Genomic DNA, 24,103 nt, shown 5'->3' on the forward strand with positions numbered 1-24,103 from the left:
TTTGCGTTCATTTGAAAAAAGACCCGAATAGATCGGGTCCTCGTTAAGCTGTTTTTATTACGAACCGAGAAGAAGGTCTTCAGGGTTTTCAATTAATTCTTTCACCATTTTCAAGAAACCAACAGAATCTTTTCCGTCAATTACACGGTGATCGTATGATAATGCAATGTACATCATCGGACGAATTTCAACTTTATCGCCAACAGCGATTGGACGCTTTTGGATAGTATGCATACCGAGAATACCTACTTGCGTACCATTAAGGATTGGTGTAGAAAGGAGTGATCCAAATACCCCACCATTTGTAATCGTGAATGAACCGCCGCTCATGTCCGCAAGCGTTAATTTATTGTCGCGTGCTTTCGCTGCAAGTTCACCGATGTTCGCCTCGATTTCTGCGAAGTTTTTACGGTCCGCATCACGAACGATTGGTACAACAAGACCACCTTCAGTTGACACAGCAATTCCTACGTCAAAATAATGTTTCAAGATGATTTCATCGCCATCGATTTCAGAGTTGACGTATGGGTATTTTTTCAATGCTGCAACGACAGCTTTCGTAAAGAATGACATGAAGCCAAGGCGCACATCATTTTTGTCGAAAAACTCGTCTTTCTTGCGAGAACGTAGTTCCATGACTGCAGTCATATCTACTTCGTTGAAAGTCGTCAACATTGCTGTAGATTGCTTCACTTCCAATAGACGTTTCGCAATCGTTTGACGACGACGTGTCATCTTTTCGCGTGTTTCGCGTCCGTCTTCAACTGCTGGTGCAGTCGCTTTAGGAGCTGGTGCTGCTTGTGCAGCAGGAGCTTTAGGAGCTGTTCCGTGTGCTTCAACATCTTGCACGCGTACACGACCCATTGGATCCACGGTAGATACAGCAGCCAAATCGATTCCTTTTTCACGCGCTAGTTTCCGAGCTGCAGGACTTGCAATCGTACGATCAGTAGATGATGCTTCTTCTGCTGGTTGCGCTGTCGCTGCTTCAGGTGTAGAAGCAGGTGCTTCTTCCGTTTTTGGTGCAGACGCAGTTGGTTGAGCTGCAGGGGCACCTGCACCTTCTCCAACAACCGCAATTACTTGACCGACTTCAACCGTATCGCCTTCACCAGCAAGTAGTTCTTGGATGACTCCAGCTTCTTCAGAAATGACTTCAACGTTTACTTTATCTGTTTCCAATTCAACGATGAATTCACCTTTTTCTACGCTTTCACCAGGTTGTTTCAACCATTTTGCAATTGTTCCTTCTGTAATCGATTCTGCAAGTTCAGGTACTCTAATCTCTGCCACAATAAATTCCTCCTCTGTTCTAACCGTTTAAACGGTAACTAACATTGCAATTTCATGTAGGTGAGTCAATTTCATAATAGAATTGGTATCACTATAAAATCCGGACAATGTTGATTTGCGCTTCAGGCGGACGCGTTCCGCGGGCACGGCTTCAGCCTCCTCGTCACTACGTTCCTGCGGGGTCTTCAGCTCGCGCTTTTCCCGCCGGAGTCGCCGCCTTACGCTTCAATCAACGAGAGTAGCACTTCAATAATATGAACAGCTCAATATAGAGCGTTAAGAAATGTTAGTATTATTAAATGGACTTTTTAGTGTTGAAATTGATTCAGGATATAGACTTATTTTTTTAAAGCTTCATCAATAATGCGCTGTTGTTCGACTTTATGGTCTTCCCCGTTTCCTTCTGAAGGACTCGCTCGATGAATACGGCCAACATAAGAAATATCTTTGCCGTCTGCAAGTTCACGTAAATATGAATAAGCAAATGACCAAGAACCCATGTTTTTCGGTTCTTCCTGTACCCATACAAGTTCCTTCGCTTTCGGATAACGTGTAAGAATTTCAGCAATCTTATCGGAAGGGAATGGATACAGTTGTTCTACACGAACGATGTGTAAGTGATCGAACCCTTCTCCATCTTTCACCTTCTCAGCGAGGTCAATTGCCATTTTACCACTTGCGAAGAGGATCTTTTTCACTTTTTCAGGTTTTTGACCTGTTCCAGGTTGTTCAAGAACAGTTTGGAAATGGCCGTCTGACAAATCACTGACATCTGCTCCTACTAAAGGATGACGCAACAATGATTTTGGTGAAACGATAACAAGTGGACGTTCCACTTCCGTACCAAGCATTTTCGCCTGTCTACGTAAAATGTGGAAATAGTTTGCCGCACTTGATAGGTTGGCAACTGTCCAGTTATTTTCAGCACAAAGCTGTAAATATCTTTCAAGACGTGCACTGGAGTGTTCTGGGCCTTGACCTTCGTACGCATGCGGTAACAACATAACCATTCCTGATTGTTGTCCCCATTTTGCGTGACTTGCCGAAATGAATTGGTCAAACATCGCTTGAGCCATATTCGCAAAATCTCCATATTGTGCTTCCCAAATGGACAACGCTTGGTCTTTCTCTAAGTTATACCCAAACTCATAACCGACAACAGCGAATTCTGTTAATGGGCTATTGTACGCTACGAACGATGCATTCGATCCACTAATATGATGTAAAGGAACGTATTCTTCGCCAGTCTTTTCATCATGCAACACCAAATGACGATGTGCAAATGTACCACGTTGGACATCTTGCCCAGTTAATCGGATAGGTTTTCCATCTTGCAAAATTGAACCGAATGCTAACTGTTCTGCATGTGCCCAATCCACTTTACCTTTACCTTTAAATGGTTCCTCACGGCGTTTCAAAATACGGTTCAATTTGCTGAACACTGTAAAGTTTTCCGGATAAGTAAGCAATTCTTCATTCATACGCGTTAACTGCTCTTCAGACACGCCTGTTTCAAGGTCTCTTGGATAACCGTTCAAGACGATTTCCGGTGTCGCATTCGAGCTACGTTTTGCATCTGAAGAATGTTCTTTTACGCGATCATAAGCGGATTGCATAACTGCGAATACATCTGAATCCATTTTTTCAACTTCTTCTTTGCTGAGAATATTCGCATTCACAAGTTCCTCGCCATACAGTTGTCTTGCCGTAGGGTGTTTATGAATTAAATGATACATCATTGGGTTCGTAACGAGTGGTTCATCCATTTCGTTATGTCCGTATCTTCTATATCCAACTAAGTCTATTAAAATATCCTTACCGAATTTTTGACGGTATTCAAAAGCGAATGCCGCAGCTGCAATCACTGATTCAGGACTGTCTGCATTCACATGCATGATCGGTACTTCAAAACCTTTTGCAGGATCTGATGAATAATGTGTTGATCTTGAATCGTAATATTCGGTTGTAAAGCCAATTGTATTGTTCGCGATAACGTGGATGGATCCGCCCGTACGGTAACCACGCACTCGACTATAGTTAAACGTTTCCGGTACAATTCCTTGTCCAGGGAAAGCGGCATCTCCATGAATCATAATTGCGTATGCTGCATTTGTATCTTGTACAGGAATCCCTTCATGGTCAGTTGTTTCCTGTGCAGCGCGTGTTTGTCCTGCTACGACCGGATTGACAACTTCCAAATGAGATGGATTGTACGCTAAGAAACGTTCCATCCCCGATGGTCCTTTGTACAAACCGCCCATATGGTATTTCACGTCTCCGAACCAGCCACGCGTCGTGACAAGTGAGCCGTCTTCAGGTAGGAACGGCGAAGATGGAACACCTGCAAACTCTGCAAACATCATTTCATATGGTTTGTTTAAAATGTGTGTCAGTACGTTTAATCGTCCACGGTGAGCCATGCCGATTAACACTTTCTTCATCTTTTCTGCTTCTGATTTACGAACGAGTTCGTCTAAAAGTACGACTAGAGAATCCAAACCTTCAATGGAGAAACGTTTCGCCCCGACAAAAGTGCGGTGTATGAATTTCTCAAACCCTTCAACTTTTGTCAATCGGTGTAATAGTTCTTTTTTATCTTCAGCTGAAAGACTAACTGAGATTTCCCCATTTTCAATTTTACCTTGAATCCAATTGCGTTCTTCTTCATCAATGACATGTGCAAATTCATAAGCGATTTTGCCAGTGTACAATGATTTCAAATAATTTACTGCATCCAACCCGGTTTCTACAGTAGATGGAGCATTTTTCATAAATAAGGAGGCCGGCATTGTCTGCAAATCGTTTTCTGTTAACCCGTAGTAAGAGAGCTCGAGTCGTGTCGAGTCTTTAGGACGATCATTGAGGGGATAAATATCCGCTGCAAGATGACCATATGCACGAATCGCATCAATTAACGTATACGCAGCTAAAATCTTTCCGAAATCGCCCGTTGGGACGGCAGCTGCTGTTGTTGCCTGCTCAACACCATCCACAGAAGGTGCTCCGTAGCTTCTGAACATTTCTGCAAGCTCTGGATCTACTGATTCTGGTGAAGTTTTGAACAGTTCATACATTTCCATTACATACCCGAGGTTCGGACCTTTGAAAACCGAATAAGGGGAACGTTGGGCACCAACATTGTTCGACATGTAAAATGACCTCCACATTTGCCTATTGGCCTGTTGTGTTTATATTTTTTATCCGTATCCATAGTACCACGCAAACAGTCTAACTAAAAGGGTTTAGAACTATTTTATTGACTTTTGCGCCGACAACAACGATACACCTCATTGCATTTGAATGCAACAGTTTATCGACAATTTTTTTACGGCAAAATGTCTCTTCCAGCTAATTTTTGTACGTTAGGATTAATTCAGCCATTTTCGCAGGAGATTTCGTATTTGCAACTTTGACCATATTTGTATGTAATTGTTGCTGATCTTGTAGAAGTTTCTCCAAACAAACTACTAGCCGTTCACGCTCAAGTTCCTCTTCCTTCACGACATTTGCAATACCAAGAGATTGGAAGAGTGATGCATTCACTAGTTGATCTCCCCTACTTTTTGCGGCAGACAATGGAATGAGTAGCATTGGTTTCAATAAGGAGAGCAATTCAAAGATCGCATTTGAACCCGCTCGCGATACGGCAAAGTCAGCAGCTGCCAACAAATGAGGCAATCCTTCTGTTACATATTCAAATTGTGTGTAGCCTGTCAAATGCTCCAATGAGTCGTCAATATTTCCTTTACCGCAAAGGTGGATGATTTCAAACATCTCCAGGAGTTCATCCAAATCTTTTCTGACTGCCTCATTCAAGATTGCTGACCCTTGACTTCCCCCCATCACAATAACGACAGGTTTCGTACCAGTCAATCTTGCAATGCGTAGCCCTTCATTTCTATCTCCTGTAAAAATTTCTGGACGGATGACAGCACCTGTGCACGTCGCTTTTCCGGCTGGTACATACTCCAACGTCTGTTCAAAAACCGTGAAAATATGATTTGAAAATGGCAAAGCGAGCTTGTTTGCCAATCCAGGTGTCACATCTGACTCATGTACAACTACCGGAACTTTCGCCAGTTTAGCTGCTAGCACGACTGGGACTGATACAAAACCACCTTTTGAAAAGACGATTTCAGGCTTTAATTTTCGCAGAATCGCGAACGCTTGTAGGGCGCCTGCTCCAACACGTACAGGATCCGTAAAGTTTTTCATGGAAAAATAACGGCGAAGTTTACCACTTTGTATCGCATGATACGTAACTTCCTTATGTCTACCTTCAATTAACTCTTTTTCAATTCCATCATGGGAACCAATATAATGAATTTCATAGCCCTTCTCCAAAAATTCTGGAATAAGCGCTTCATTGACGGAAACATGCCCTGCAGTTCCGCCGCCTGTTAGTACTATAACCGGCCGTTTCATCTGGCCATTCACCTCTTCAATTGAATATAAGCATATCTAAAATGCTTCTTTGCTATTATAGCAGAGAAATCATGGTACAATGTTGATTGATTTATTTCGATCAAAATTTATGTTTCTTACTGTCAACGGTCAATAAAGTTAGGAGTTCGTGCTATGGAAGAAGTTACATCACTAAAAGCAAAGTCCACAACATTTGCAAAAATCGTCATACCCATTCTCATTACGCAAGTAGCCTTATACATGATGACGTTTTTTGATATTCTCATGACTGGAAGATACAACACCGAAGATTTAGCAGGTGTAACGATCGGCTCCTCTTTTTGGGTGCCTGTATATACTGGCTTATCCGGCATTCTCATGGGCTTAACCCCAATGATTGCACACTATATTGGTGCAGGTAAAAAACACGAAACGCGACCATCTGTCCAACAAGGGCTTTACGTTTCCCTCGTCCTCTCTATAGTAGTGTTCACACTTGTATTGGTTGCCATTATTCCTGCAATCCAAAACATGCCGTTAGAAGCCCCGGTAAAAGTAGTTGCGGGTCATTATTTACAAGGGATGAGTATTGGATTAATTCCACTCTTCGCCTACACAGTGTTGCGTTCGTTCTTTGATGCGCTTGGTGCAACACGAGTGTCAATGTTTATCATTTTACTTTCTGCACCTATCAACATTGCGCTCAATTATTTACTCATCTTTGGGAATTTCGGCTTCCCTGAATTGGGTGGAGCAGGTGCTGGATATGCTTCCGGTATCACCTACTGGATTGTGTTAAGTATTGCAGCCTTAATTGCTTGGAAACGCAAACCTTTTCAATCGTATCAGTTATTTAAAGGTTGGCAACGTGTTTCCTTTGCAAAATGCCTCGAAATTATAAAAATCGGTGTTCCAATCGGCCTTTCAATATTTGTCGAAATCAGCATTTTCTCTGTCGTTACATTGCTAATGAGCGGCTATACGACAGAAACAATCTCAGCACACCAAATCGCTTTGAATTTTACGTCTCTCCTCTATATGATACCGCTCAGCATCTCGATGGGTGCAACAATTTTAATTGGTCAAGCAGTCGGTGCACGAAAAATGAAGACGGCTAAACAATATAGTTTTCTTGCAGTCGGTCTAGCAGTTCTATTTAGTTTCATTTCAATCGTCATTTTATTAGTTTTTAGACAACCCATTGCATCGTTGTATACGACAGATCAGACGATCATCGAACTAGCCGTTCATTTCTTTGTGTTTGCTGCGTTTTTCCAATTGTCTGATGCGATTCAAGCACCAATACAAGGATCACTTCGAGGCTATAAAGATGTGAATATGACGTTCATAATGGCGATTATCTCTTTCTGGGGCATTGGGCTTCCAGTCGGTTATATCACAGCTATGTATACGGAACTTGGTCCATTTGGATATTGGGTTGGCCTCATCGTTGGATTGACAATTGGTGCGATTACGTTAAGCTTACGTTTACGTGTGATTCAAAAGAGACATGAACTCCAAGAAACAGCTTGATGTCTTACTAGCAAAATCGATTAACAATTGTCACTTCAGGTATGTTGATTAACAAATTTACGGGATATAAGAGTATATAATTTCCCTTGTACTCTCGATAAACAGCGGATTTCCGCTCCAGGCGGACGCGTTCCGCGGGCACGGCTTCAGCCGCTTCCCTCGCTTCGCTCAGTCCAGGGTCTTCAGCTCGCGCTGTTCCCGCTGGAGTCGCCGCCTTCTGCTCCAATCCTGATGAGCGTTTTCTACAGTGAGAGGCAAAAAAGTTGTCGTCACAAAATAGTTAGCTGGAGTTCATGCGCCGATCCTCGAAAATGCTACGCATTTCCTTCGTGAGGTGAGTATTCGGGGGAGCCTTTTCAATGTCCTGCGGGGGATAACACGATTGGTGAGACCCTGCAGCTAAAGCCGTCACGCAGAACGGCTTTTGTGTACAAAAGACGAGCGTTGGGAGCAAGGATGTCCTTGCCCCGCGGAAAGCGTGTGCCGAAACGCAAGTCAACGGTTTCGAAGAAGTCTACTTGTTAATAAGTGTTTATTCAAACAAACGTATTGTCACTTCACTTTCTAGAAAACGTTTTTGCAAGCCCCCTTATCCATATGCCTTAATTGTTGAATGCATGAAAATCATTTCCAACCAATAAAAATTTGCTTAGAAAAAACGCATGGAACCAGATGGTAAACTGGTTCCATGCGTTTCTATTGTTAAGATACTACTTCCTAATACTGTGAAGCTTACTTCTGGATGAATTGTTGTGTCCAGTAGTGGCCATTTGCATCATATCCGATACCGATGTGTGTGAAACTTGGTGTTAGGATATTTTGTCTGTGACCAGGTGAATCCATCCAAGCTTTGACAACTTCTTCTGCACTACGTTGGCCCATTGCAATGTTTTCAGCTGCAGCACGGTAAGAGATACCGTTAGCTTTCATTTGATCGAACGGAGAACCGTAAGTTGGACTTGTATGAGAGAAATAATTGTTTTTCGCCATATCTGTTGATTTTTGACGAGCAGAATTCATTAGTTTCGCATCGATTTGCAATGGTTGAAGTCCCGCTTTTTGTCTTTCAGCATTCGTCAAGTTCAAAACAGCTTGCTCAATAGCAGAAATGGATGCGTTTTGACCTGGGTTTGTTGATGGTTGTTGTGGTGCTGGCTTGCTTGGTTGTTGTGTCGGTGGTGTAGATGGTTTCTCCACCGGTTTATTTGGTGTAACCGGTTTTTGTGGCACTACCGGCTTGCTTGGTGTTTCAGGTTTTTGTTCGTTACCCGGTTTGTTTGGAGTAACTGGTTTTTGTTGTTCAGGCTTAACCGGTTTTTCTACGTTTACAAATATATTTTCACCAAATTGTTCTTTCAGTTTATCAAGATAGGAAGTAAAGTAGTTGTTTACTTCGTTGAGAGAATTGAATTTCCCCTCATATACATAATATTGTACGTCCTCTATTGTTTTTTGAACCTTTGCATCGTTTAATTGAGTTGATGCTTCTACACTATTGTTGTTCGGCAGCAAGAGCGCCGAACCGAGTAAGATGACAGCCATCGATTTTTTCATCTCTTAACTCCTCCCTTCGCAAACTATCATATCGCAAAGTTGAAGTTGAGAATCGACAAGATTATCCAGCATAACCAAAGAATTTAAGTTTCCCTTTGTTTAAGTAGTTTCGCAAAGGCGTTTTTGGATAATTAAGGAGTGCTAGTTTATTATTTCATCTCAAGTAGGGTTGACATATTAAGATTGTTTGCTAGAAGGATATACATATTCAAGGCCCTTGATGCCTTCACCAATTACAACAAGTGAAGGATCCATTTTTACATACTCAGGAAGCCAGTTGACCATTCCGTATGCATATTGAAATAAAAACGGATGACTTGCGCCTTCAACGGGGACATATCCTTTCATACGGTAGACAGTATCCGGCAATGCTTTGACCCATTGCTCAAAATGTTCTTTTTGTACAGGTTTCTCTAAAACAATCAATTTAGATGACAACGGCAAATTTTTACCTGAAATGATCGGTTTTGTCGGTAATTGTTGCAGCTTTTGTAGCGTTTCTTCTATATAAGCAAACGAAACTTGTGCATTACTTGTTTGGATGATCGGTGCATTTTCATTGAAATTAGCAAGTTCCATCGATACGGTAGCTAATTGGCTTTCTGTCAATAAATCCGTTTTATTCAAGACAAGTAGATGTGCATGTTTAATCTGTTCCATGAATAACGCACGGATCTGCGGAGACATGGTATGACGCTCAATCCATCGTTTGGCGTCAGCAACCGTTACAATGCCTTTCACATCCAAGCGGTCCGCAAATAGCGGGGAATAGACGGCATCCAGCGCTTCAACAGGATGAGCAGCACCCGTCGTTTCAATAAGGATGACGTCAACCTCATATTCTTCTAAAAGGCCTTGTAACTGTGCCTCCGTTTTCTCAGATCCCGTACAGCAGATGCACCCATTCAACAATTCTTTAAGTGGCACATCCTTTGAATCTCCTACCGTGTCCGAATCAATGGAAATGGCACCAAATTCATTCATGAGAACGGCTGGCTTCAGCCCTTGTTCTTTAATTTGCTGTATCAAGTTCACGAGCAATGATGTTTTACCACTTCCTAGAAAACCACTTAACAAATACACATCTGTCATTTGAATACCTCCCTAATTTCTATTGGAAAAGCGCCCAACCAAAAGGATTGGACGCTTTTTATCAGTTTTGAAGCTGTTCCATTACGACTTCTTTCGCTTTTAGCAATTGTGGATCTTCGTTACGGATTTTATCTCTTAAAGCATTCATGAGACCGTAAGTTGTTTCACCAGCTAAAATACCGTTTGTTTCGATTGATAGCTTTTCTTGAAGTGCTTTTACTGCTTCGGTTGTCTGTTCGTCATACAAGCCGTCGATTTCACCTGTATCATATCCAACTGCATCCAACATTTCCTCAGCAGTTTTCACAGCTGGTGAGACGGTCCCTTCCTTCATCTCCATCGTAGGATCAAGGAAAGGTAACATTGCATAGGAAGGGTATTGCACTTCGATATCCGGCGCAATTCCTTTTTCGTGAATCCAGTTACCGTCAGGTGTTAACCATTTCGCAGTTGTAAGCTTCAAGTTCGATCCATCTGGCAAGTCTTTCGGCGTTTGGACAGTCCCTTTGCCATATGTCTTCATCCCGATCAGCTTAACGTTTGCAGACTCTTTCAACGCCCCAGCAAGTATTTCTGAAGCCGACGCACTGCCGTCGTCAATGACGAGTGTAACAGGAACGGTCACCTTTCTACCGCCTGAGGCGACGTAAACTTCTGGTTTGTTTCCTTTTCCTTCATATTGGAAGAGATTTTTTCCTTCTTCTACAAAGAGGTCTGAAATGTCAATGGCCGTATCCAATCTGCCGCCAGGATTTTGTCTGACGTCCATAATTAGACCTTCCATCCCTTGCGCTTCCATTTCATCCAAAGCAGCTTCTAGCTCTTCATACGTATGTTCAGAAAAACTTGTAATGCGAATGTGCGCGATTTTATCCGCTAACATTTCAGCGTATACGGTTTCAATCGGAATGATATCTCTTTCAATTTTCACATCAAAAGGTTCAGCCATTTCTCCTCTTCTCACGGATAATGTGACAGTTGTTCCTTTTTCACCGCGAATTAATAACACTGCTTCTGAAGAGGACATCCCTTGAATGCTTTCTCCATCCACCGCGACGATTAAATCATTCGGTAAGAGTCCCGCACGTTCAGCTGGGGAGTTCTTGATAGGTGAAACGACACTAATATAGCCGTTCAATTCCCGGATTTCCGCACCAATTCCTTCGAAACTCGATGAAATGCTTTCATTCAACTGTTTTGACTCTTGTGCATTCAAGTAGTCTGAAAACGGATCTCCTAATGCTTCGATCATTCCATTAATGGCCCCGTCAATGACGGCGGTTTCATCAATGTCATTGTAATAATTCGATTTCAATTCATCGTACGCATCATACAGCTTCTTAAATTCTTTGCGGTCAGTGGACGGATTTTGCGGGCTGACTACTTCAACTACTTTATCGTCGCCAGTTGTTAATGCAAAAAACGTTACACCTGCAGTCGCAAGGACAAGTCCGAATATGAGCATTACTAAGGAGAACGGTTTTAACTGAATATAACGTTTAGCAGGCGGTTCATAGTTTGCTTGTTCTTCTTGAGGCCTGTTGTTCTCTTTTTCGTCCATCCCATTCCCAACTTTCTTCCTCATTATGTGAGTTTATTCAAAAAAAGACCGCTTTTCATGTTGCGAGCGGTCCTAAGGTGCACTCTTATTGAATTGCAGCGTCCAATGCAACGACAATCATGTCATTGAAAGTTGTTTGGCGCTCTTCAGAAGTCGTTACTTCACCTGTAAGAATATGATCACTTACTGTCAAGACAGCCAAAGCTTGTCTGCCATATTTCGCAGCTAATGTATACAAGGCAGCTGTCTCCATTTCAACAGCAAGCACTCCGTATTGAGCTAATTTTTCATGCTCAGCGTGCTCGTTATAGAAGAAGTCTTCTGTAAATACGTTTCCGACTTGTAAGTGTAAACCTTTTTCAACACCTGCATGGTACGCTTTCAGTAACAAATCAAAGTTAGCTGTTGGTGCATAATCGACACCGTTAAAGAATGTACGGTTAATCGGAGAGTTTGTTGTCGCGCTTTGTGCCAAAATCACGTCTCTTACTTTAACGTCTTTTTGGATCGCGCCACAAGTACCAACACGAATTAATTTTTGTACATCGAATTCTTGCATTAGTTCGTTAATGTAGATGGAAATGGATGGTACACCCATTCCAGTCCCTTGAACAGAAATACGTTTCCCTTTATATGTCCCTGTATAACCGAACATATTTCGCACTTCGTTATATTGCGTTACGTCCTCTAAAAATGTTTCTGCAATATACTTTGCTCGTAATGGATCTCCTGGTAATAGAATTGTGTCGGCAATATCGCCTTTTTTCGCATTAATATGTATGCTCAATTATCACGCCTACCTTTCAAATTTCTGTCCTAATCATACAGTTTATCAGCTTATTATGCAATGAAGATGGTAAATACATCTAAAGAAACTGGTCTTCATAATGCGCATACAATTCGTCGAAAACAATACTTGGCATATTTGGATCCGCTTTGTCTTCTACATATCGAGAAAGACTATCAAAATGCTTCTCATCTTTAGGGAAACTTAGGTCGTTAAACATTGCCTCAGCAAAAATGGCATTGACATCGTTTTTACCTCCACCTCGATAGGATAAAGCAAACTGGTAAAAAGATCGGTCCATCACAGCACATCCCTTCACTTATTAAATAAGCTTTTGTATTCCTCGTATCCTTCTTTGTCGAGCTCGCTCAGCGGAATGAAGCGCAATGCTGCTGAATTAATGCAATACCGAAGACCTGCAGGCCCTGGTCCATCAGGGAAAACATGTCCAAGATGAGAATCAGCTGTTTTGCTTCTCACTTCTGTCCGACGCATACCATGGCTCGCATCAAAATGTTCCGTCACTTCCGTTTCAACAATCGGTTTTGAAAAACTCGGCCATCCACAACCTGCGTCAAATTTATCTTTTGAACTGAACAATGGTTTTCCAGACACGATATCAACATAAATCCCTTCCTCAAAATGTTGGTCAAATTCATTTTGGTAAGGCGGCTCTGTTCCATTTTCTTGTGTGACATAGTATTGCATGGGTGTTAACGTCTTTTTTAGTTCATCTTTCATGCTTGATCACCCCAATGTTCTTTTTTAAAGCGCTCTCTTCCTGAACCAATTGCATAACGCTCATAGTGACTTGGATTTTTCATGTAATAGTTTTGGTGCTCCTCTTCAGCTGCATAAAACGGTTTTGCAGGAAGAATCTCCGTTTGAATGGACTTCGTGAACTTTCCTGAATCTTGTAACTGTTGTTTTGAAGCTTTTGCAAGCACCTCTTGTTCATTGGTATGCGTGAAAATCGCGGTTTGGTACGATTCTCCACGGTCAAAAAACTGACCACCAGCATCCGTTGGGTCGATTTGTCGCCAAAAGATGTTTAGCAGCTCTTCGTAAGTTATGATTGTGTCATCGAAAGTCACTTGAACTGCTTCACGATGACCTGTCGTATTCGTACATACTTGTTCGTAGGACGGATTTGGCACTTCTCCACCTGTATAGCCGGACACAACAGATAGTACACCATCATACTTGTCAAACGGCTTCACCATACACCAAAAACATCCTCCTGCGAATGTCGCTCGTTGAATCGCCATGCATTTTCCTCCTTAATTGTTAGGAATGGTTACTTCCAACTCGATCTCATCTTCCGCAAGGTTAAACGTTTTAGCTCGCACTTGTAAATTACCGGATACCGGAAGTTCAGATAAGTCGATGAAAATCTCTTCCTCTTTAGGACGAACAATCATCCATTCCGGCAAATCAATTGAATCGCGTAATACTTTTAGTACAGTAGCGGGTGGAATATTTAAATTCGCGATTTCCATAGATGATTGTTTAAGTATCAAGTTACCGTCTTCTAACACAACCGGATCAAAATTCATATAGATAGGAGCGGTTACACCAAAAACCGTCAACTCCGAATAAAGAACCAGTTCGTCTTTCACTTCAATCGTGACAGGAAGCGGCTTTCCTTTCATCGCTTTTCGCAAATAGTTATTCGCAAGAACTTCCACATCATCTCGAGAAGCTTTTACAAGTAACACACTTCCTTTACTCGCAGAACGATCATCAGTAGGAAGCGGTTCTGACTTCCCAGACGTATCTAAAAACAAGATTAACGCAATTACACCGGCACAAAGCAGGCCGATCAACGTAAAAAAAGCAATTTTCCATCGATTCACAAACGGTCACCTCTACATATCCAATTTCCCATCCGATAATTCTGTCAAACCACATGCATCGATTTTTTCAATTAAGCGGTTTGCCATTGACTCATATCCTTTCGCATTAGGATGAAAGAAATCAGAATGGTACACCATATTATCATTGCCAACAAACAGGTCATTTACAGGTGCAAAACAAGCTTTTCCGTCCATGATGGTCTGAATTTCAATTGCTTCATTCCAATCCTCGATAATCGTATCGAATTCGTTCGATTCATCTGTCACGAGTGACAACGGATTGTATAAACCTGCAACAACAATTACGACATCACCGTTTAGCCCTCTGATCGTTTTGAAAATCTCATCTAGACGATTTTCAAATTTCCCCAGCTCCTTATAAAAGGGTTCCGCTTGTAAATTGAAGAGATGTTTTTTTACCACTTTCATAATATCATTCCCACCAATTGTCAAATAAATGACATCAGCTTCCTTAATGGAATCTTGGATTTCCGGGTCTTCAAGTTGTTCAATCAATTGATCACTCCGTCGTCCTCTCTTCGCTAAGTTGGAAGCGTCCAAGTCACTTACCCCTTTCCAATTTTGCATGGCAAGGGTAACACGGCCAAAATAGCCATCTCTTTTATACTCATCTCCTACACCTTGCGTAAGAGAGTCTCCTAATCCAATAACAGTGATCTTCTCAGGGACGAAGTAATCATGAACGAAAAAGTCAGTGAGCGCTAGAGAGTTACGCTCCGAAAAAGACGGATGGACAACTCGTTCCTCTGCTTGACAACCTGCAACAACGAATGAGAAGACGAGTAAGAATAAAACTCTTCTCATGAACACAATTCCCCTTTTTTATTTAGTGAATTCTCTTACTGGTGTATCATTCAGCGTAATACATGAACCCAATCGCACCTTCTCCAGTATGTGTACTAATGATTGGTGAAGTGAACGAGAATTTCACATCTTTCCAGCCAGTCTCTTCAATTTTTTTCAGTAGTGGTTCAGCCATTGCAAGGCCATTCGCATGTGAAAGGCCAATAGAACGGACGATTTTGCCTTTCGTTTCCTCTGTAAACGCCTTAAATAAATGGCTTGCTACTTGTTTATGACTGCGTGCTTTTGCAACGGGTGTATAGACGCCGTCTTGTAATGTGGCAATTGGCTTAATGTTTAACAAAGACCCGATCATTGCTTTCCCTTTACCAATGCGACCACCTTTTACGAGGTTATCGAGCATATCAACGACAACGTATAATTTCGTATTTTGTCTTACAACCGACAAGCGTTCAACAATTTCCTGCACACTTTTGCCTTCACTCGCCATTTGAGCAGCTTCTACAACTTGGAAAGTCAAAGCATGTGAAATATACATCGAATCGATAACCGTTACTTTTGCATCGGTCATAGCCGCTGCGGCTTCTGCTGATTTGACCGTTCCGCTCATACCACCGGTCATATGAATCGAAATGATTTCACTTCCATCTGCACCGAGCTTATCGTACAATTCTTTAAATACGCCAGTTGCAGGTTGCGAACTTTTAGGCAATTCTTTGCTGTCCTTCATTTTTTCTAGGAACGATTCAGGTTGTATATCAATTCCATCAATATACGTCTGCCCATCAATGTGAATTGTTAATGGAACAACATGGATTGCATACTGTTCTGTGTAATTTTCAATTAAATCTGCTGTTGAATCCGTGACGATATGAATCTTTTTCATGAATAGCACTTCCCTTTTCATTTTGGCGACAATCATTATAATTAAGACTAATAGGTTGGAAGGAGGATGGATGATGCCCGAAGCATTTGACTATAAGACAAAAAATGAAGAACTTTGGAATGCCATTACACATGGCATAGGTTTTGTATTAAGCATCCCCGCTCTCGTTCTTTTAGTGTTAGCAGGTATTCGACATGGAACCGCGATTGCGATCGTCAGTTTCACATTATTCGGTGTGTCCATGCTGTTGCTGTTTCTAATGAGTACACTTCTACATAGCATGCCAATCAAACTGAAAAAATTGTTTTCGATATTTGATCACTCAGCAATTTATCTATTGATTGCAGGTACATATACCCCGTTTTTGTTGGTCACAATCAAAGGTGCACTTGGATGGACACTGTTCGGAATTATATGGGGGCTTGCAATCATCGGCATCCTGTTCAAAGTGTTTTTCATCCACAAGTACGAGGTCGTTTCCCTACTATTTTATATTGTAATGGGCTGGCTAATCATCTTTGCCATTAAACCACTTTACATGCTTCTGCCAACTGAAGGGTTAATCCTCTTAGTTGCAGGCGGTGTTCTATACACATTCGGCTCGGTATTCTACGCGTGGAGAAAGATTCCTTACAACCATGCAATTTGGCATGTTTTCGTACTTGCCGGCAGTACTGCCATGTATTTCAGCGTCCTCTTATATGTATGAGGACGCTGTTTTTTGTACAACAGTTCATGTGCTGCAAGTAAGAATTTCGTTCATTTTTCTAGTACTTGCCTAGTTGGATTTATGCACTTCTTTCATACACTAAATACGTGTACGTGATGCCATCTTTCGTCATTTGCTGCTCTGATGTTGATTGAAGATTCCATTCATCCCCATAATTCGGGAAGAACGTGTCCCCTTCATACGCATGCTCGATTACCGTAATGTAAAGACGGTCTGCAATGTCCATCGCAAGGTTGAAAATTTCCGCTCCACCAATAATGACAACTTCTTCTGCAAACTGCTTTCCTCGTTCAATCGCTTCGTTTAACTCACGAAAAACTTCCACACCATCTGCTGCATAGCCATCATTTCTTGTCAAAACAATATTTAAACGACCTGGCAAAGGACGTCCTATCGATTCAAACGTTTTCCGCCCCATCACAATTGCTTTTCCCATTGTGACTTTTTTAAAATAGGCCAATTCTTCTGGTATATGCCAAGGCATTTCATTATTGACACCAATGACACGATTGACGTCATGCGCTACTAGTAATGAGATCATCCGTTTTTCCTCCTCGTCAAACCGCGATCGGCGCTTTTATTTTCGGGTGAGGATCATAGCCCTCGATGCTTATATCTTCAAATGTCATGTCAAAAATGGATTTTCCTTCTTTATTCAACTTCAATGTAGGCAATGCTCTAGGTTCTCTGGACAGTTGTTCTTTCACTTGTTCCATATGATTCAAGTAAATATGAGCATCCCCTAATGTATGGACGAATTCTCCAACTTCCAAACCGCATTCTTCAGCGATTAAGTGAACGAGTAACGCGTACGACGCGATATTGAACGGCACACCAAGAAATACATCAGCACTACGTTGGTAAAGTTGACAAGAAAGCTTTCCTTCCGCTACGTAAAACTGGAACATTGTGTGACATGGCGGCAATGCCATGTCAGCTACTTCTGACGGATTCCACGCGGACACAATATGGCGTCTTGAATCAGGATTATTTTTTAATCCTTCAATTAACAGTTTGATTTGATCGATACTTCCGTCAGCTGTGGACCATGAACGCCACTGTTTCCCATATATCGGTCCAAGATTTCCATACTTCTCCGCAAAAACATCGTCTTCCACAACGCGACGTTTATAAGCGTCCATCTCTTGTGCATAAACTTCTGCAAATTGTTCGTCCTTAACACTCCGTCTACCGAAATCCGTCATGTCAGGACCTGTATATTCCTCACTCGTCACCCACCGTTCAAAACCCCATTCATCCCAAATCGGGTTCCTTTCTAGAATAAGGGTGCGTAAATTTGTATCCCCTTTTAAAAACCATAACAATTCCGTTGCAATGAGACGGAATGCTGTTTTCTTTGTCGTCATTAATGGAAATCCTTTTTGCAAGTCAAATCGCATTTGATAGCCAAACACACTAATCGTGCCTGTACCCGTACGATCTTCCTTAACCGTTCCATTTTCAAGAATGTGTGTACATAATTCCAAGTATTGTTTCATATTTATGTCCTCCTTACTGCTTACATGTCAGTATAGCAAAAACGACGAAAAAACACCGCCTATATGGTTTTATGATAACCATTTAGGCGGTGTCAGCCTGTTGGCAAACGCTCGCATCCGTTGTTGCTCGTCTCGCTCGTCCGCTCATGAACTTTAGTTCTATTCGCGTCTTCGCTCGACTTCGCGCCTAGGCTGACAAGCGTTTTCAATCAGGCTGAAGAATTTCCTATGCATTATTAATTTCGTTAAAAAGAGTGTAGCCAAAGTTATAAATCGACTTTGGCTACACTCTGACACTAACTATATGTTATTAAGATAACCATTTAGGCGGTGTGTTTTTGGACCAGAAGATATCACCTAATGAGTGATGGCCTGTAAATCCATCGTTAGCAATGTGGTAATGGAAATTATAAAAATAGCCGTCTTGCGGTCTTTTTTCTGTCCGAACGTGAAAACGGATTAAATCTTCATTGGATAATGTGTCGGTTACATGAAAGATTTTTTCAGCATATTGTCCTGAAGGTGATTGTGTAATAGAAAGACTGCGATTTTCAAGTCCGCCAACCGAAATAACTGTTTGTTGGATAACTTCTTCGATTTTAGGAAAAATAACTGTGTCAAATTCTCGTTCAATGACTGGACCGATTTTCGTACCAAACTTCACATATGCCAATTCATGAGCAGGATTCAGCAAAGCCTCTTGTATGGAAGGTAGTTCTTCGGTTAACGGTACAACATCGGACAAACCGATATGATATTCATTATTCGAGGCAGTTGGTATGTCTGTCTCTCGGGAATCATTTTTCGGTTGGAGCGTCGTCCAAATTTCATGACTTGGTGAAATGACACCAAGTGTTAGGACGGCAACTAAAGCAATGACTATTTTTTGCATGTATTGTTTCATCGTTAGCACCTCGACTTATCTTGTATATGTAGGAAGTTCATATTGTAATTAAATGCATAAATTTCTATGAAGTCAGTGAATTTATGTACGTTCTATGAATTATTACGTTTAAAACTTGAAAAGGTTTCATATTTCTTACTTTCATTGTACAATAAAACGGAAGATAATTGTGAGGTTTTATGAAGGAGGTTATATAAATGAACGTAGAATTGTTTATGGGAATCGGATTGCTTGCACTCGTCCTTTATTTAAGCTCATTGAACTTTACGAATTAATGAAAAAACCGTCTCATCCAAATTGGACAAGACGGTTTTTCATTTAGTAATTGTACCGAAGTGAATTTTACTACTCGGTCGAATGGTGCGTTTGAATGCAAACTGATCAAAAACGACTGAATCATACCGTTCCTTTACAACGACACTGCGCTTGCACACCCGTAATGCTTCTCTCACCCATTCTTCCGTCAATGTCTTGTGAACACCAGCTTGGCGAAGCGCGCTGAAATTTGAAGATTCTTCGATAGGCGAACTGAACATTGGATCGATATAAACAACATCCCACGAAGCCGTTTTTTGTGTTTTTAAAAATTCGACTGCCTCCATATGCATTACTTCAATTGCTGCCATTGCTTCAGAAAGCATAGAAGAATCGGTCGCAAATGTTTGTAAGCCGACTTGCGTCAAAAATGCAACAGTCGCGTCCGCTTCTAATCCCATGCATCTCCCTGATTTCCCAATATGGTTAGCCGCAATGATACTGTCAGAAGCAAGACCAAGCGTACAATCCAAGAAATGATCCCCTATTTTCAATCCACTCGCTTCTATTAATGGATCTGTTTCTCCTTGCTGCACTCTTTTCAATCGGAATGCTGCAGAGTTCGGGTGGAAGAAGAACGGTTTTTCCATTCCGATTCGAAACAACTCATATCGTTCTTTCCCTGCAACGAGAACGTCTTTTCCATATTCTTTTTGCAGTCGTTGGACGGACCGTTTATTCCGTGGGACGATTGGGAAACCAAGTGCTCGATGCGCTTTTTGGGCCAACTCGTCCGATAACTCATCAGGTCGGCCCGCCGTAGTGATGATTGTCATTCGTTCGTGCAAACTTGCTCCAAAGCGCCTGACAAGTGTACTTGAATTTGTTCCATTTCCGAACTCTCGATTTGTTCCCTAGGTATGAAATAGGCCAATTGACCGTCTTTCCAAAGAGCGATTGAAGGTGAACTTGGCGGTACTTCTGGGAAGTAGTCTCTCATTTGAGCAGTCGCTTCTTTATCTTGACCTGCGAACACCGTTAATAAGTGATCAGGTTTTTCACTAGCTCCGTTTAATGCTTCGCGCACAGCGGGTCTGGCTAATCCTGCTGCACAACCACAAACTGAATTGATGACGATTAGCGCCGTACCTTCTAAAGCATCCATTGTTTCTTTCACTTCTTCAGCAGTAGTCAATTCTGTAAAACCTGCTCGTACCAGTTCTTCACGCATCGGCTTTACGATACCTTTCATGTATTCTTCGTATGCATTCATGCTTATCAAGTCTCCCTTTAAGTTCATTCGCTTCATTTTACTATGGAATCGTTGTAATTTCATGCATTGGAGATTGAAAATACTTTTAGTTCGTGCTTGTAGACAGTTTTCGCGTTTAATCTCATAATTGTACAACTCATTTAACTTGTTTACATAATAATATTATGTGTTATTAATTAGCAAAAAAGAAGGGGAAATGACGATTACGCCATCTTCCCCGTCATTTCCGTACGATCAGTTTATCGACTCGACGTGAATCGAACGAGGAAGTCTTGTAGACGTTCACTTTGTGGATTCACGAGGATGTCTTTTGGATTGCCTTCTTCTTCGATAACACCTTCGTTGAGAAACAAAACGCGATCGGCGATATCTAAGGCGAAATCCATTTCATGTGTGACAAGGATCATTGCCATATCTCCTGATTTTGCCAAGTCGCGAATAACTTCCAACACCTCTCCGACCAGTTCAGGATCGAGTGCAGATGTCACTTCATCAAACAGCATAACTTTTGGTTTCATCATGAGGGCTCGCGCCATGGCGACACGTTGTTTCTGCCCACCAGACAATTGGTTTGGATACAGATCGACCTTGTCAGCTAGCCCGACTTTCTCTAACATTTCCAGAGCCGTTTTGCGGACTTCGCTCTTCTCTTGCTTTTTCACAATTGTTGGTGCTAACATGCAATTTTCTAAAATGGTCATGTGCGGGAATAAGTTAAAATGTTGAAACACCATGCCGATGTCTCCGCGTATAGAACGGAGATGTTTGTCATCAGCTTCCACAAGCTCACCTTTAGTATTTTTCATTTGCCATAAGTTATGGCCATTGACTTCGATAACGCCTGAAGTCGGTTGTTCCAGTGTCATGAGCAGTCGAATGATTGTCGTCTTGCCTGAACCACTCGGACCGATCAATGCCACTTTTTCACCCGGCTGAATGTCTAGATTGATGCCTTTTAGTACTTCAATGTCACCGAATGCTTTATGAATGTCTTTATATTGTACAATTGGTTCTACCATGGTAATCTCCTCACTTTATAACGTAGCCGTCTTTTTATCAAAACGTCGATTGTATTTTTTCTCTAACTTATTAATGAGCAATGCTGAAGGATAGCTTAGCAAGAGGAAAAACAATGCAACGACGGTCAATGGTTCAACATATTTATAATATTGGGCACCGTAATCATTCGCCAAGTGCAACATGGCAACTACACCGATAGTGGATGCAAGTGGAACCTCTTTAAACATAATGATTAAATAGTTCCCCAGCATAGGAATTGTCGGTGGTATTGCTTGGGGTAAAATGATATAGCGCCATTTTTGTGCGGTTGATAGATTAAGAGCCGTCGAAGCCTCCCATTGACCTTTTTCCACACTTTCAATCCCTGATCGATACACTTCAGATGTATACGTACTAAAGTGAATACCGAGTCCTAAAATGGCAGCGATAAAAGGATGCAATGTCACGCCGATTACAGGAATGACCGGCCATGCAAAGTAGATGAAAAACAATTGTACAAGCGGTGGTGTAGATCGGATAAACTCTGCAATCCACCTGAAGAGCCAATTGATTGATTTCACAGGAATGCGGCTCATAAATACCCAAAAGAAACCGAAAATCATCGCAAATACGTAACAGGCAATCGTTAAGCCAAGTGTAATCCACAAACCTTTAAAGATTAAGGGAATCACTTCAAAGAACACTTCCCAACTCCAAGTCATCCGTGAACCACTCCTTTCTTAGCGACCTTTTCCATCTTCCGTGTAAATCCAATAAGTGGCAATGCAAGAAGAAAGTAAAGAAGTAAAATGATGATGTACACTGTCGGAGCTTCAGTTAAATGTGTACTTCTGTAGATATTTCCGTAATACAATAAATCCGTCAAACCAATTAGCGATACAAGTGAAGTCGCTTTTAAGATTTGTATTAAATAATTTCCGTACTCAGGTAACATCATCCGTATAGCTTGTGGAATAATGACGTGCCGCATTTTTTGGAACTTCGATAAATTTAGCGCAATCGAAGCCTCCGTTTGCCCAGGGGGTACGGATAAAATAGCCCCTCTTACAATCTCAGACATATATGCCCCATAATTAAGTGAAATCGCAAGGACTGCTACCCATACATCACTTCCGAGATGGATATTGAACAAACCCGGCAACGCATATGAAAACCAAAAAAGCTGGACGATTAAAGACGTTCCTCTGAAGATCTCTACGTAAAATCCAGTGAACGTTGTCAACAGCTTGTTTTGCGAAACTCTTGATAAGCCTGCGATGAGCGCAATGATGGATGATAAAATAATCGATAGGACTAGCACGATTAAGGTGATTTTGATTCCCCTCATGAGCATAAGGGTTATATCGGGTATGGAACTCATACAAACAACTCCAATTTTTTCTTTTGAATCTGAATCAACAAATTCTACTTCATGCAAAAAACTCAAGAACATGGCTACTCTGCAGGAACGGTTTTGCAAAAGTTCCTGCAGAGTTTGCAATGTCATTGCTGTTCCAATTTCAAAACGTTACATAGTAGCACATGAACAACGAAGATCTGTCGTTTACAATTTAGTAATTTTCACCGCTGCAAACACTTTCAGTCGTAATCGCAGGGTCTACAACGTTCATTTCCTCCGTGAATCCAAATGGTTCAATCAACTCAGCAATTTTCCCACTTTCCTTCAACTTTTTCAGTTCAGCGTTATACGCTTCACGCAATTCATCATCGTCAATTCGGAAAGCAGCTGCCCCAAAGCTCGGAACACCTTCAATGTCCGGTTGCTTAAAGTCTGTTACGAACTCCAACTTGTCTTTGTTAGCGGATTCTAATGCCATCTTAATTGTCATCTCTGTACCAGTCGTTGCATGTGCACGGCCTGACTCAACAGCTGCAAAAGACGCAGGGATATCCGGCACCATCATGATTTGACTTTCATCAACGCCTTCACGCATCATGAAGTCCTTTTCTGTCGCCCCACTCATAACAGCGACTTTAATGTCTGGGTTCGCAGCGATATCTTTGTAGCTACGCAAGTTCTCAGGATTGCCTGTAGCAACGATTAACCCTTCGCCGTATTGCATTTCAGGTTCTCCAAACGCAACACTTTTACATCGGTCTGGTGTGATGGCCATTCCCGCAGTAATGACATCGAATTTTCCTGCACCAAGACCAGGTATCAATTGACCGAAATCAGATAAATGCCCATCAACTTCTTCTATTCCAAGGTTTTTAAAAACCTCTTTAGCAATTGCGACTGCCCCACCTTGTAACTCACCGTTATCATCTTCAAATGCATACGGCTTTTCATTTGCAAATCCTACTTTCACAACACCTTTGTCTTGTAAGGATTGTAGAAGATCTTCCCCATCAGCACTTGAATCATTTCCACATGCTGCAAGAATTCCTACTAAAACCATGGCTAAAATACTACTCTTAAATTTCTTCACAAATTTCTCCCCTTTATTTTTTTATCAAACGTGCTAGTTTGATAGTTAACAGGTTACCATAGGGAATTTCAAACATCAAACGATTGTCGGTTGTTTTTATGTCTAAACATAGTCATTAAGACGGATTGAAGCTGTCATATCAACGCTTTAAAATCGCTAAATAAATTTAGAATAGTTTATAGCCAAATGATAATTCTGAATG

General features: G+C 41.5%; 24 protein-coding genes. 2 read left to right on the forward strand and 22 right to left on the reverse strand.

Annotated elements, in window-relative coordinates:
* Positions 1 to 57 precede the first annotated feature (57 nt).
* The 3 genes from odhB to NRI27_RS14835 all read right to left on the reverse strand — a co-directional run bounded on the left by odhB (position 58) and on the right by NRI27_RS14835 (position 5,718).
* Positions 58 to 1,293 (reverse strand): 2-oxoglutarate dehydrogenase complex dihydrolipoyllysine-residue succinyltransferase, encoded by a 1,236-nt coding sequence (odhB, locus tag NRI27_RS14825; protein WP_371391419.1) that lies wholly within the window; start codon positions 1,291 to 1,293, stop codon positions 58 to 60.
* Positions 1,294 to 1,631: 338 nt separating this feature from the next.
* Entirely contained in the window at positions 1,632 to 4,442 is a 2,811-nt protein-coding gene (locus tag NRI27_RS14830; protein WP_371391420.1) for a 2-oxoglutarate dehydrogenase E1 component, read from the reverse strand.
* A gap of 199 nt (positions 4,443 to 4,641) precedes the next feature.
* Entirely contained in the window at positions 4,642 to 5,718 is a 1,077-nt protein-coding gene (locus tag NRI27_RS14835) for an undecaprenyldiphospho-muramoylpentapeptide beta-N-acetylglucosaminyltransferase (protein ID WP_371391421.1), read from the reverse strand.
* A 153-nt stretch (positions 5,719 to 5,871) separates the two neighbouring features.
* Here NRI27_RS14835 and NRI27_RS14840 point away from each other — a divergent pair, with 153 nt between their 5' ends.
* Entirely contained in the window at positions 5,872 to 7,230 is a 1,359-nt protein-coding gene (locus tag NRI27_RS14840; protein ID WP_371391422.1) for an MATE family efflux transporter, read from the forward strand.
* Between the two features lie 732 nt (positions 7,231 to 7,962).
* Here NRI27_RS14840 and NRI27_RS14845 read toward each other — a convergent pair.
* The 10 genes from NRI27_RS14845 to NRI27_RS14890 all read right to left on the reverse strand — a co-directional run bounded on the left by NRI27_RS14845 (position 7,963) and on the right by NRI27_RS14890 (position 15,791).
* Positions 7,963 to 8,784, reverse strand: a complete 822-nt coding sequence (locus NRI27_RS14845) for a CAP domain-containing protein (protein ID WP_371391423.1) — start codon at positions 8,782 to 8,784, stop codon at positions 7,963 to 7,965.
* A 177-nt stretch (positions 8,785 to 8,961) separates the two neighbouring features.
* Positions 8,962 to 9,876 carry a CobW family GTP-binding protein gene (locus NRI27_RS14850; RefSeq protein WP_371391424.1) on the reverse strand — a complete coding sequence of 305 codons (915 nt, stop codon included), beginning with the start codon at positions 9,874 to 9,876 and terminating at the stop codon, positions 8,962 to 8,964.
* A gap of 61 nt (positions 9,877 to 9,937) precedes the next feature.
* Positions 9,938 to 11,437, reverse strand: a complete 1,500-nt coding sequence (locus NRI27_RS14855; RefSeq protein ID WP_371391425.1) for a lmo1851 family serine protease — start codon at positions 11,435 to 11,437, stop codon at positions 9,938 to 9,940.
* Between the two features lie 85 nt (positions 11,438 to 11,522).
* Positions 11,523 to 12,224, reverse strand: a complete 702-nt coding sequence (gene deoD, locus NRI27_RS14860; RefSeq protein WP_371391426.1) for a purine-nucleoside phosphorylase — start codon at positions 12,222 to 12,224, stop codon at positions 11,523 to 11,525.
* 79 nt (positions 12,225 to 12,303) lie between these two features.
* Positions 12,304 to 12,525 (reverse strand): YozE family protein, encoded by a 222-nt coding sequence (locus tag NRI27_RS14865; protein WP_371391427.1) that lies wholly within the window; start codon positions 12,523 to 12,525, stop codon positions 12,304 to 12,306.
* 14 nt (positions 12,526 to 12,539) lie between these two features.
* Positions 12,540 to 12,965 carry a peptide-methionine (R)-S-oxide reductase MsrB gene (gene msrB / locus NRI27_RS14870; RefSeq protein WP_371391428.1) on the reverse strand — a complete coding sequence of 142 codons (426 nt, stop codon included), beginning with the start codon at positions 12,963 to 12,965 and terminating at the stop codon, positions 12,540 to 12,542.
* On the reverse strand, positions 12,962 to 13,492 hold the full coding sequence (gene msrA, locus NRI27_RS14875) for a peptide-methionine (S)-S-oxide reductase MsrA (protein WP_371391429.1): 531 nt from the start codon (positions 13,490 to 13,492) through the stop codon (positions 12,962 to 12,964). The genes msrB and msrA overlap by 4 nt, the downstream gene beginning before the upstream one ends.
* A 12-nt stretch (positions 13,493 to 13,504) precedes the next feature.
* Positions 13,505 to 14,080, reverse strand: coding sequence for a YpmS family protein (locus NRI27_RS14880; RefSeq protein ID WP_371391430.1), 576 nt, complete (start codon positions 14,078 to 14,080; stop codon positions 13,505 to 13,507).
* A 12-nt stretch (positions 14,081 to 14,092) separates the two neighbouring features.
* Positions 14,093 to 14,905, reverse strand: a complete 813-nt coding sequence (locus NRI27_RS14885) for a GDSL-type esterase/lipase family protein (RefSeq protein ID WP_317944272.1) — start codon at positions 14,903 to 14,905, stop codon at positions 14,093 to 14,095.
* A gap of 46 nt (positions 14,906 to 14,951) precedes the next feature.
* Complete coding sequence (locus NRI27_RS14890) at positions 14,952 to 15,791, reverse strand: DegV family protein (protein WP_371391431.1); 840 nt, start codon at positions 15,789 to 15,791, stop codon at positions 14,952 to 14,954.
* A 73-nt stretch (positions 15,792 to 15,864) separates the two neighbouring features.
* Here NRI27_RS14890 and trhA point away from each other — a divergent pair, with 73 nt between their 5' ends.
* Positions 15,865 to 16,500 (forward strand): PAQR family membrane homeostasis protein TrhA, encoded by a 636-nt coding sequence (gene trhA / locus NRI27_RS14895; RefSeq protein ID WP_371391432.1) that lies wholly within the window; start codon positions 15,865 to 15,867, stop codon positions 16,498 to 16,500.
* Positions 16,501 to 16,579: 79 nt separating this feature from the next.
* On the opposite strand, the gene NRI27_RS14900 is transcribed toward trhA, so the two are convergent.
* The 9 genes from NRI27_RS14900 to ehuB form a co-directional block, all read right to left on the reverse strand.
* Positions 16,580 to 17,062: a dihydrofolate reductase gene (locus NRI27_RS14900; RefSeq protein ID WP_371391433.1), complete on the reverse strand. Its 483-nt coding sequence runs from the start codon at positions 17,060 to 17,062 to the stop codon at positions 16,580 to 16,582.
* 16 nt (positions 17,063 to 17,078) lie between these two features.
* Entirely contained in the window at positions 17,079 to 18,020 is a 942-nt protein-coding gene (locus tag NRI27_RS14905; protein ID WP_371391434.1) for a thymidylate synthase, read from the reverse strand.
* A gap of 310 nt (positions 18,021 to 18,330) precedes the next feature.
* Positions 18,331 to 18,924: a YpjP family protein gene (locus NRI27_RS14910; RefSeq protein ID WP_371391435.1), complete on the reverse strand. Its 594-nt coding sequence runs from the start codon at positions 18,922 to 18,924 to the stop codon at positions 18,331 to 18,333.
* Between the two features lie 314 nt (positions 18,925 to 19,238).
* A complete protein-coding gene (locus tag NRI27_RS14915; protein ID WP_371391436.1) occupies positions 19,239 to 20,027 on the reverse strand; it encodes a class I SAM-dependent methyltransferase in 789 nt (262 codons plus the stop codon).
* Complete coding sequence (locus NRI27_RS14920) at positions 20,012 to 20,452, reverse strand: BrxA/BrxB family bacilliredoxin (protein ID WP_317944512.1); 441 nt, start codon at positions 20,450 to 20,452, stop codon at positions 20,012 to 20,014. The genes NRI27_RS14915 and NRI27_RS14920 overlap by 16 nt, the downstream gene beginning before the upstream one ends.
* Before the next feature lie 239 nt (positions 20,453 to 20,691).
* Positions 20,692 to 21,471 (reverse strand): ectoine/hydroxyectoine ABC transporter ATP-binding protein EhuA, encoded by a 780-nt coding sequence (gene ehuA, locus NRI27_RS14925; RefSeq protein WP_371391437.1) that lies wholly within the window; start codon positions 21,469 to 21,471, stop codon positions 20,692 to 20,694.
* Between the two features lie 15 nt (positions 21,472 to 21,486).
* Positions 21,487 to 22,173, reverse strand: coding sequence for an ectoine/hydroxyectoine ABC transporter permease subunit EhuD (ehuD, locus tag NRI27_RS14930; RefSeq protein WP_371391438.1), 687 nt, complete (start codon positions 22,171 to 22,173; stop codon positions 21,487 to 21,489).
* Positions 22,170 to 22,832, reverse strand: coding sequence for an amino acid ABC transporter permease (locus NRI27_RS14935; RefSeq protein ID WP_371391439.1), 663 nt, complete (start codon positions 22,830 to 22,832; stop codon positions 22,170 to 22,172). The genes ehuD and NRI27_RS14935 overlap by 4 nt, the downstream gene beginning before the upstream one ends.
* Before the next feature lie 190 nt (positions 22,833 to 23,022).
* Positions 23,023 to 23,871, reverse strand: a complete 849-nt coding sequence (gene ehuB / locus NRI27_RS14940) for an ectoine/hydroxyectoine ABC transporter substrate-binding protein EhuB (protein WP_371391455.1) — start codon at positions 23,869 to 23,871, stop codon at positions 23,023 to 23,025.
* Positions 23,872 to 24,103: the final 232 nt, after the last annotated feature.

The organism is Sporosarcina sp. OR05 (assembly GCF_041414805.1).
Lineage (GTDB): Bacteria > Bacillota > Bacilli > Bacillales_A > Planococcaceae > Sporosarcina > Sporosarcina saromensis.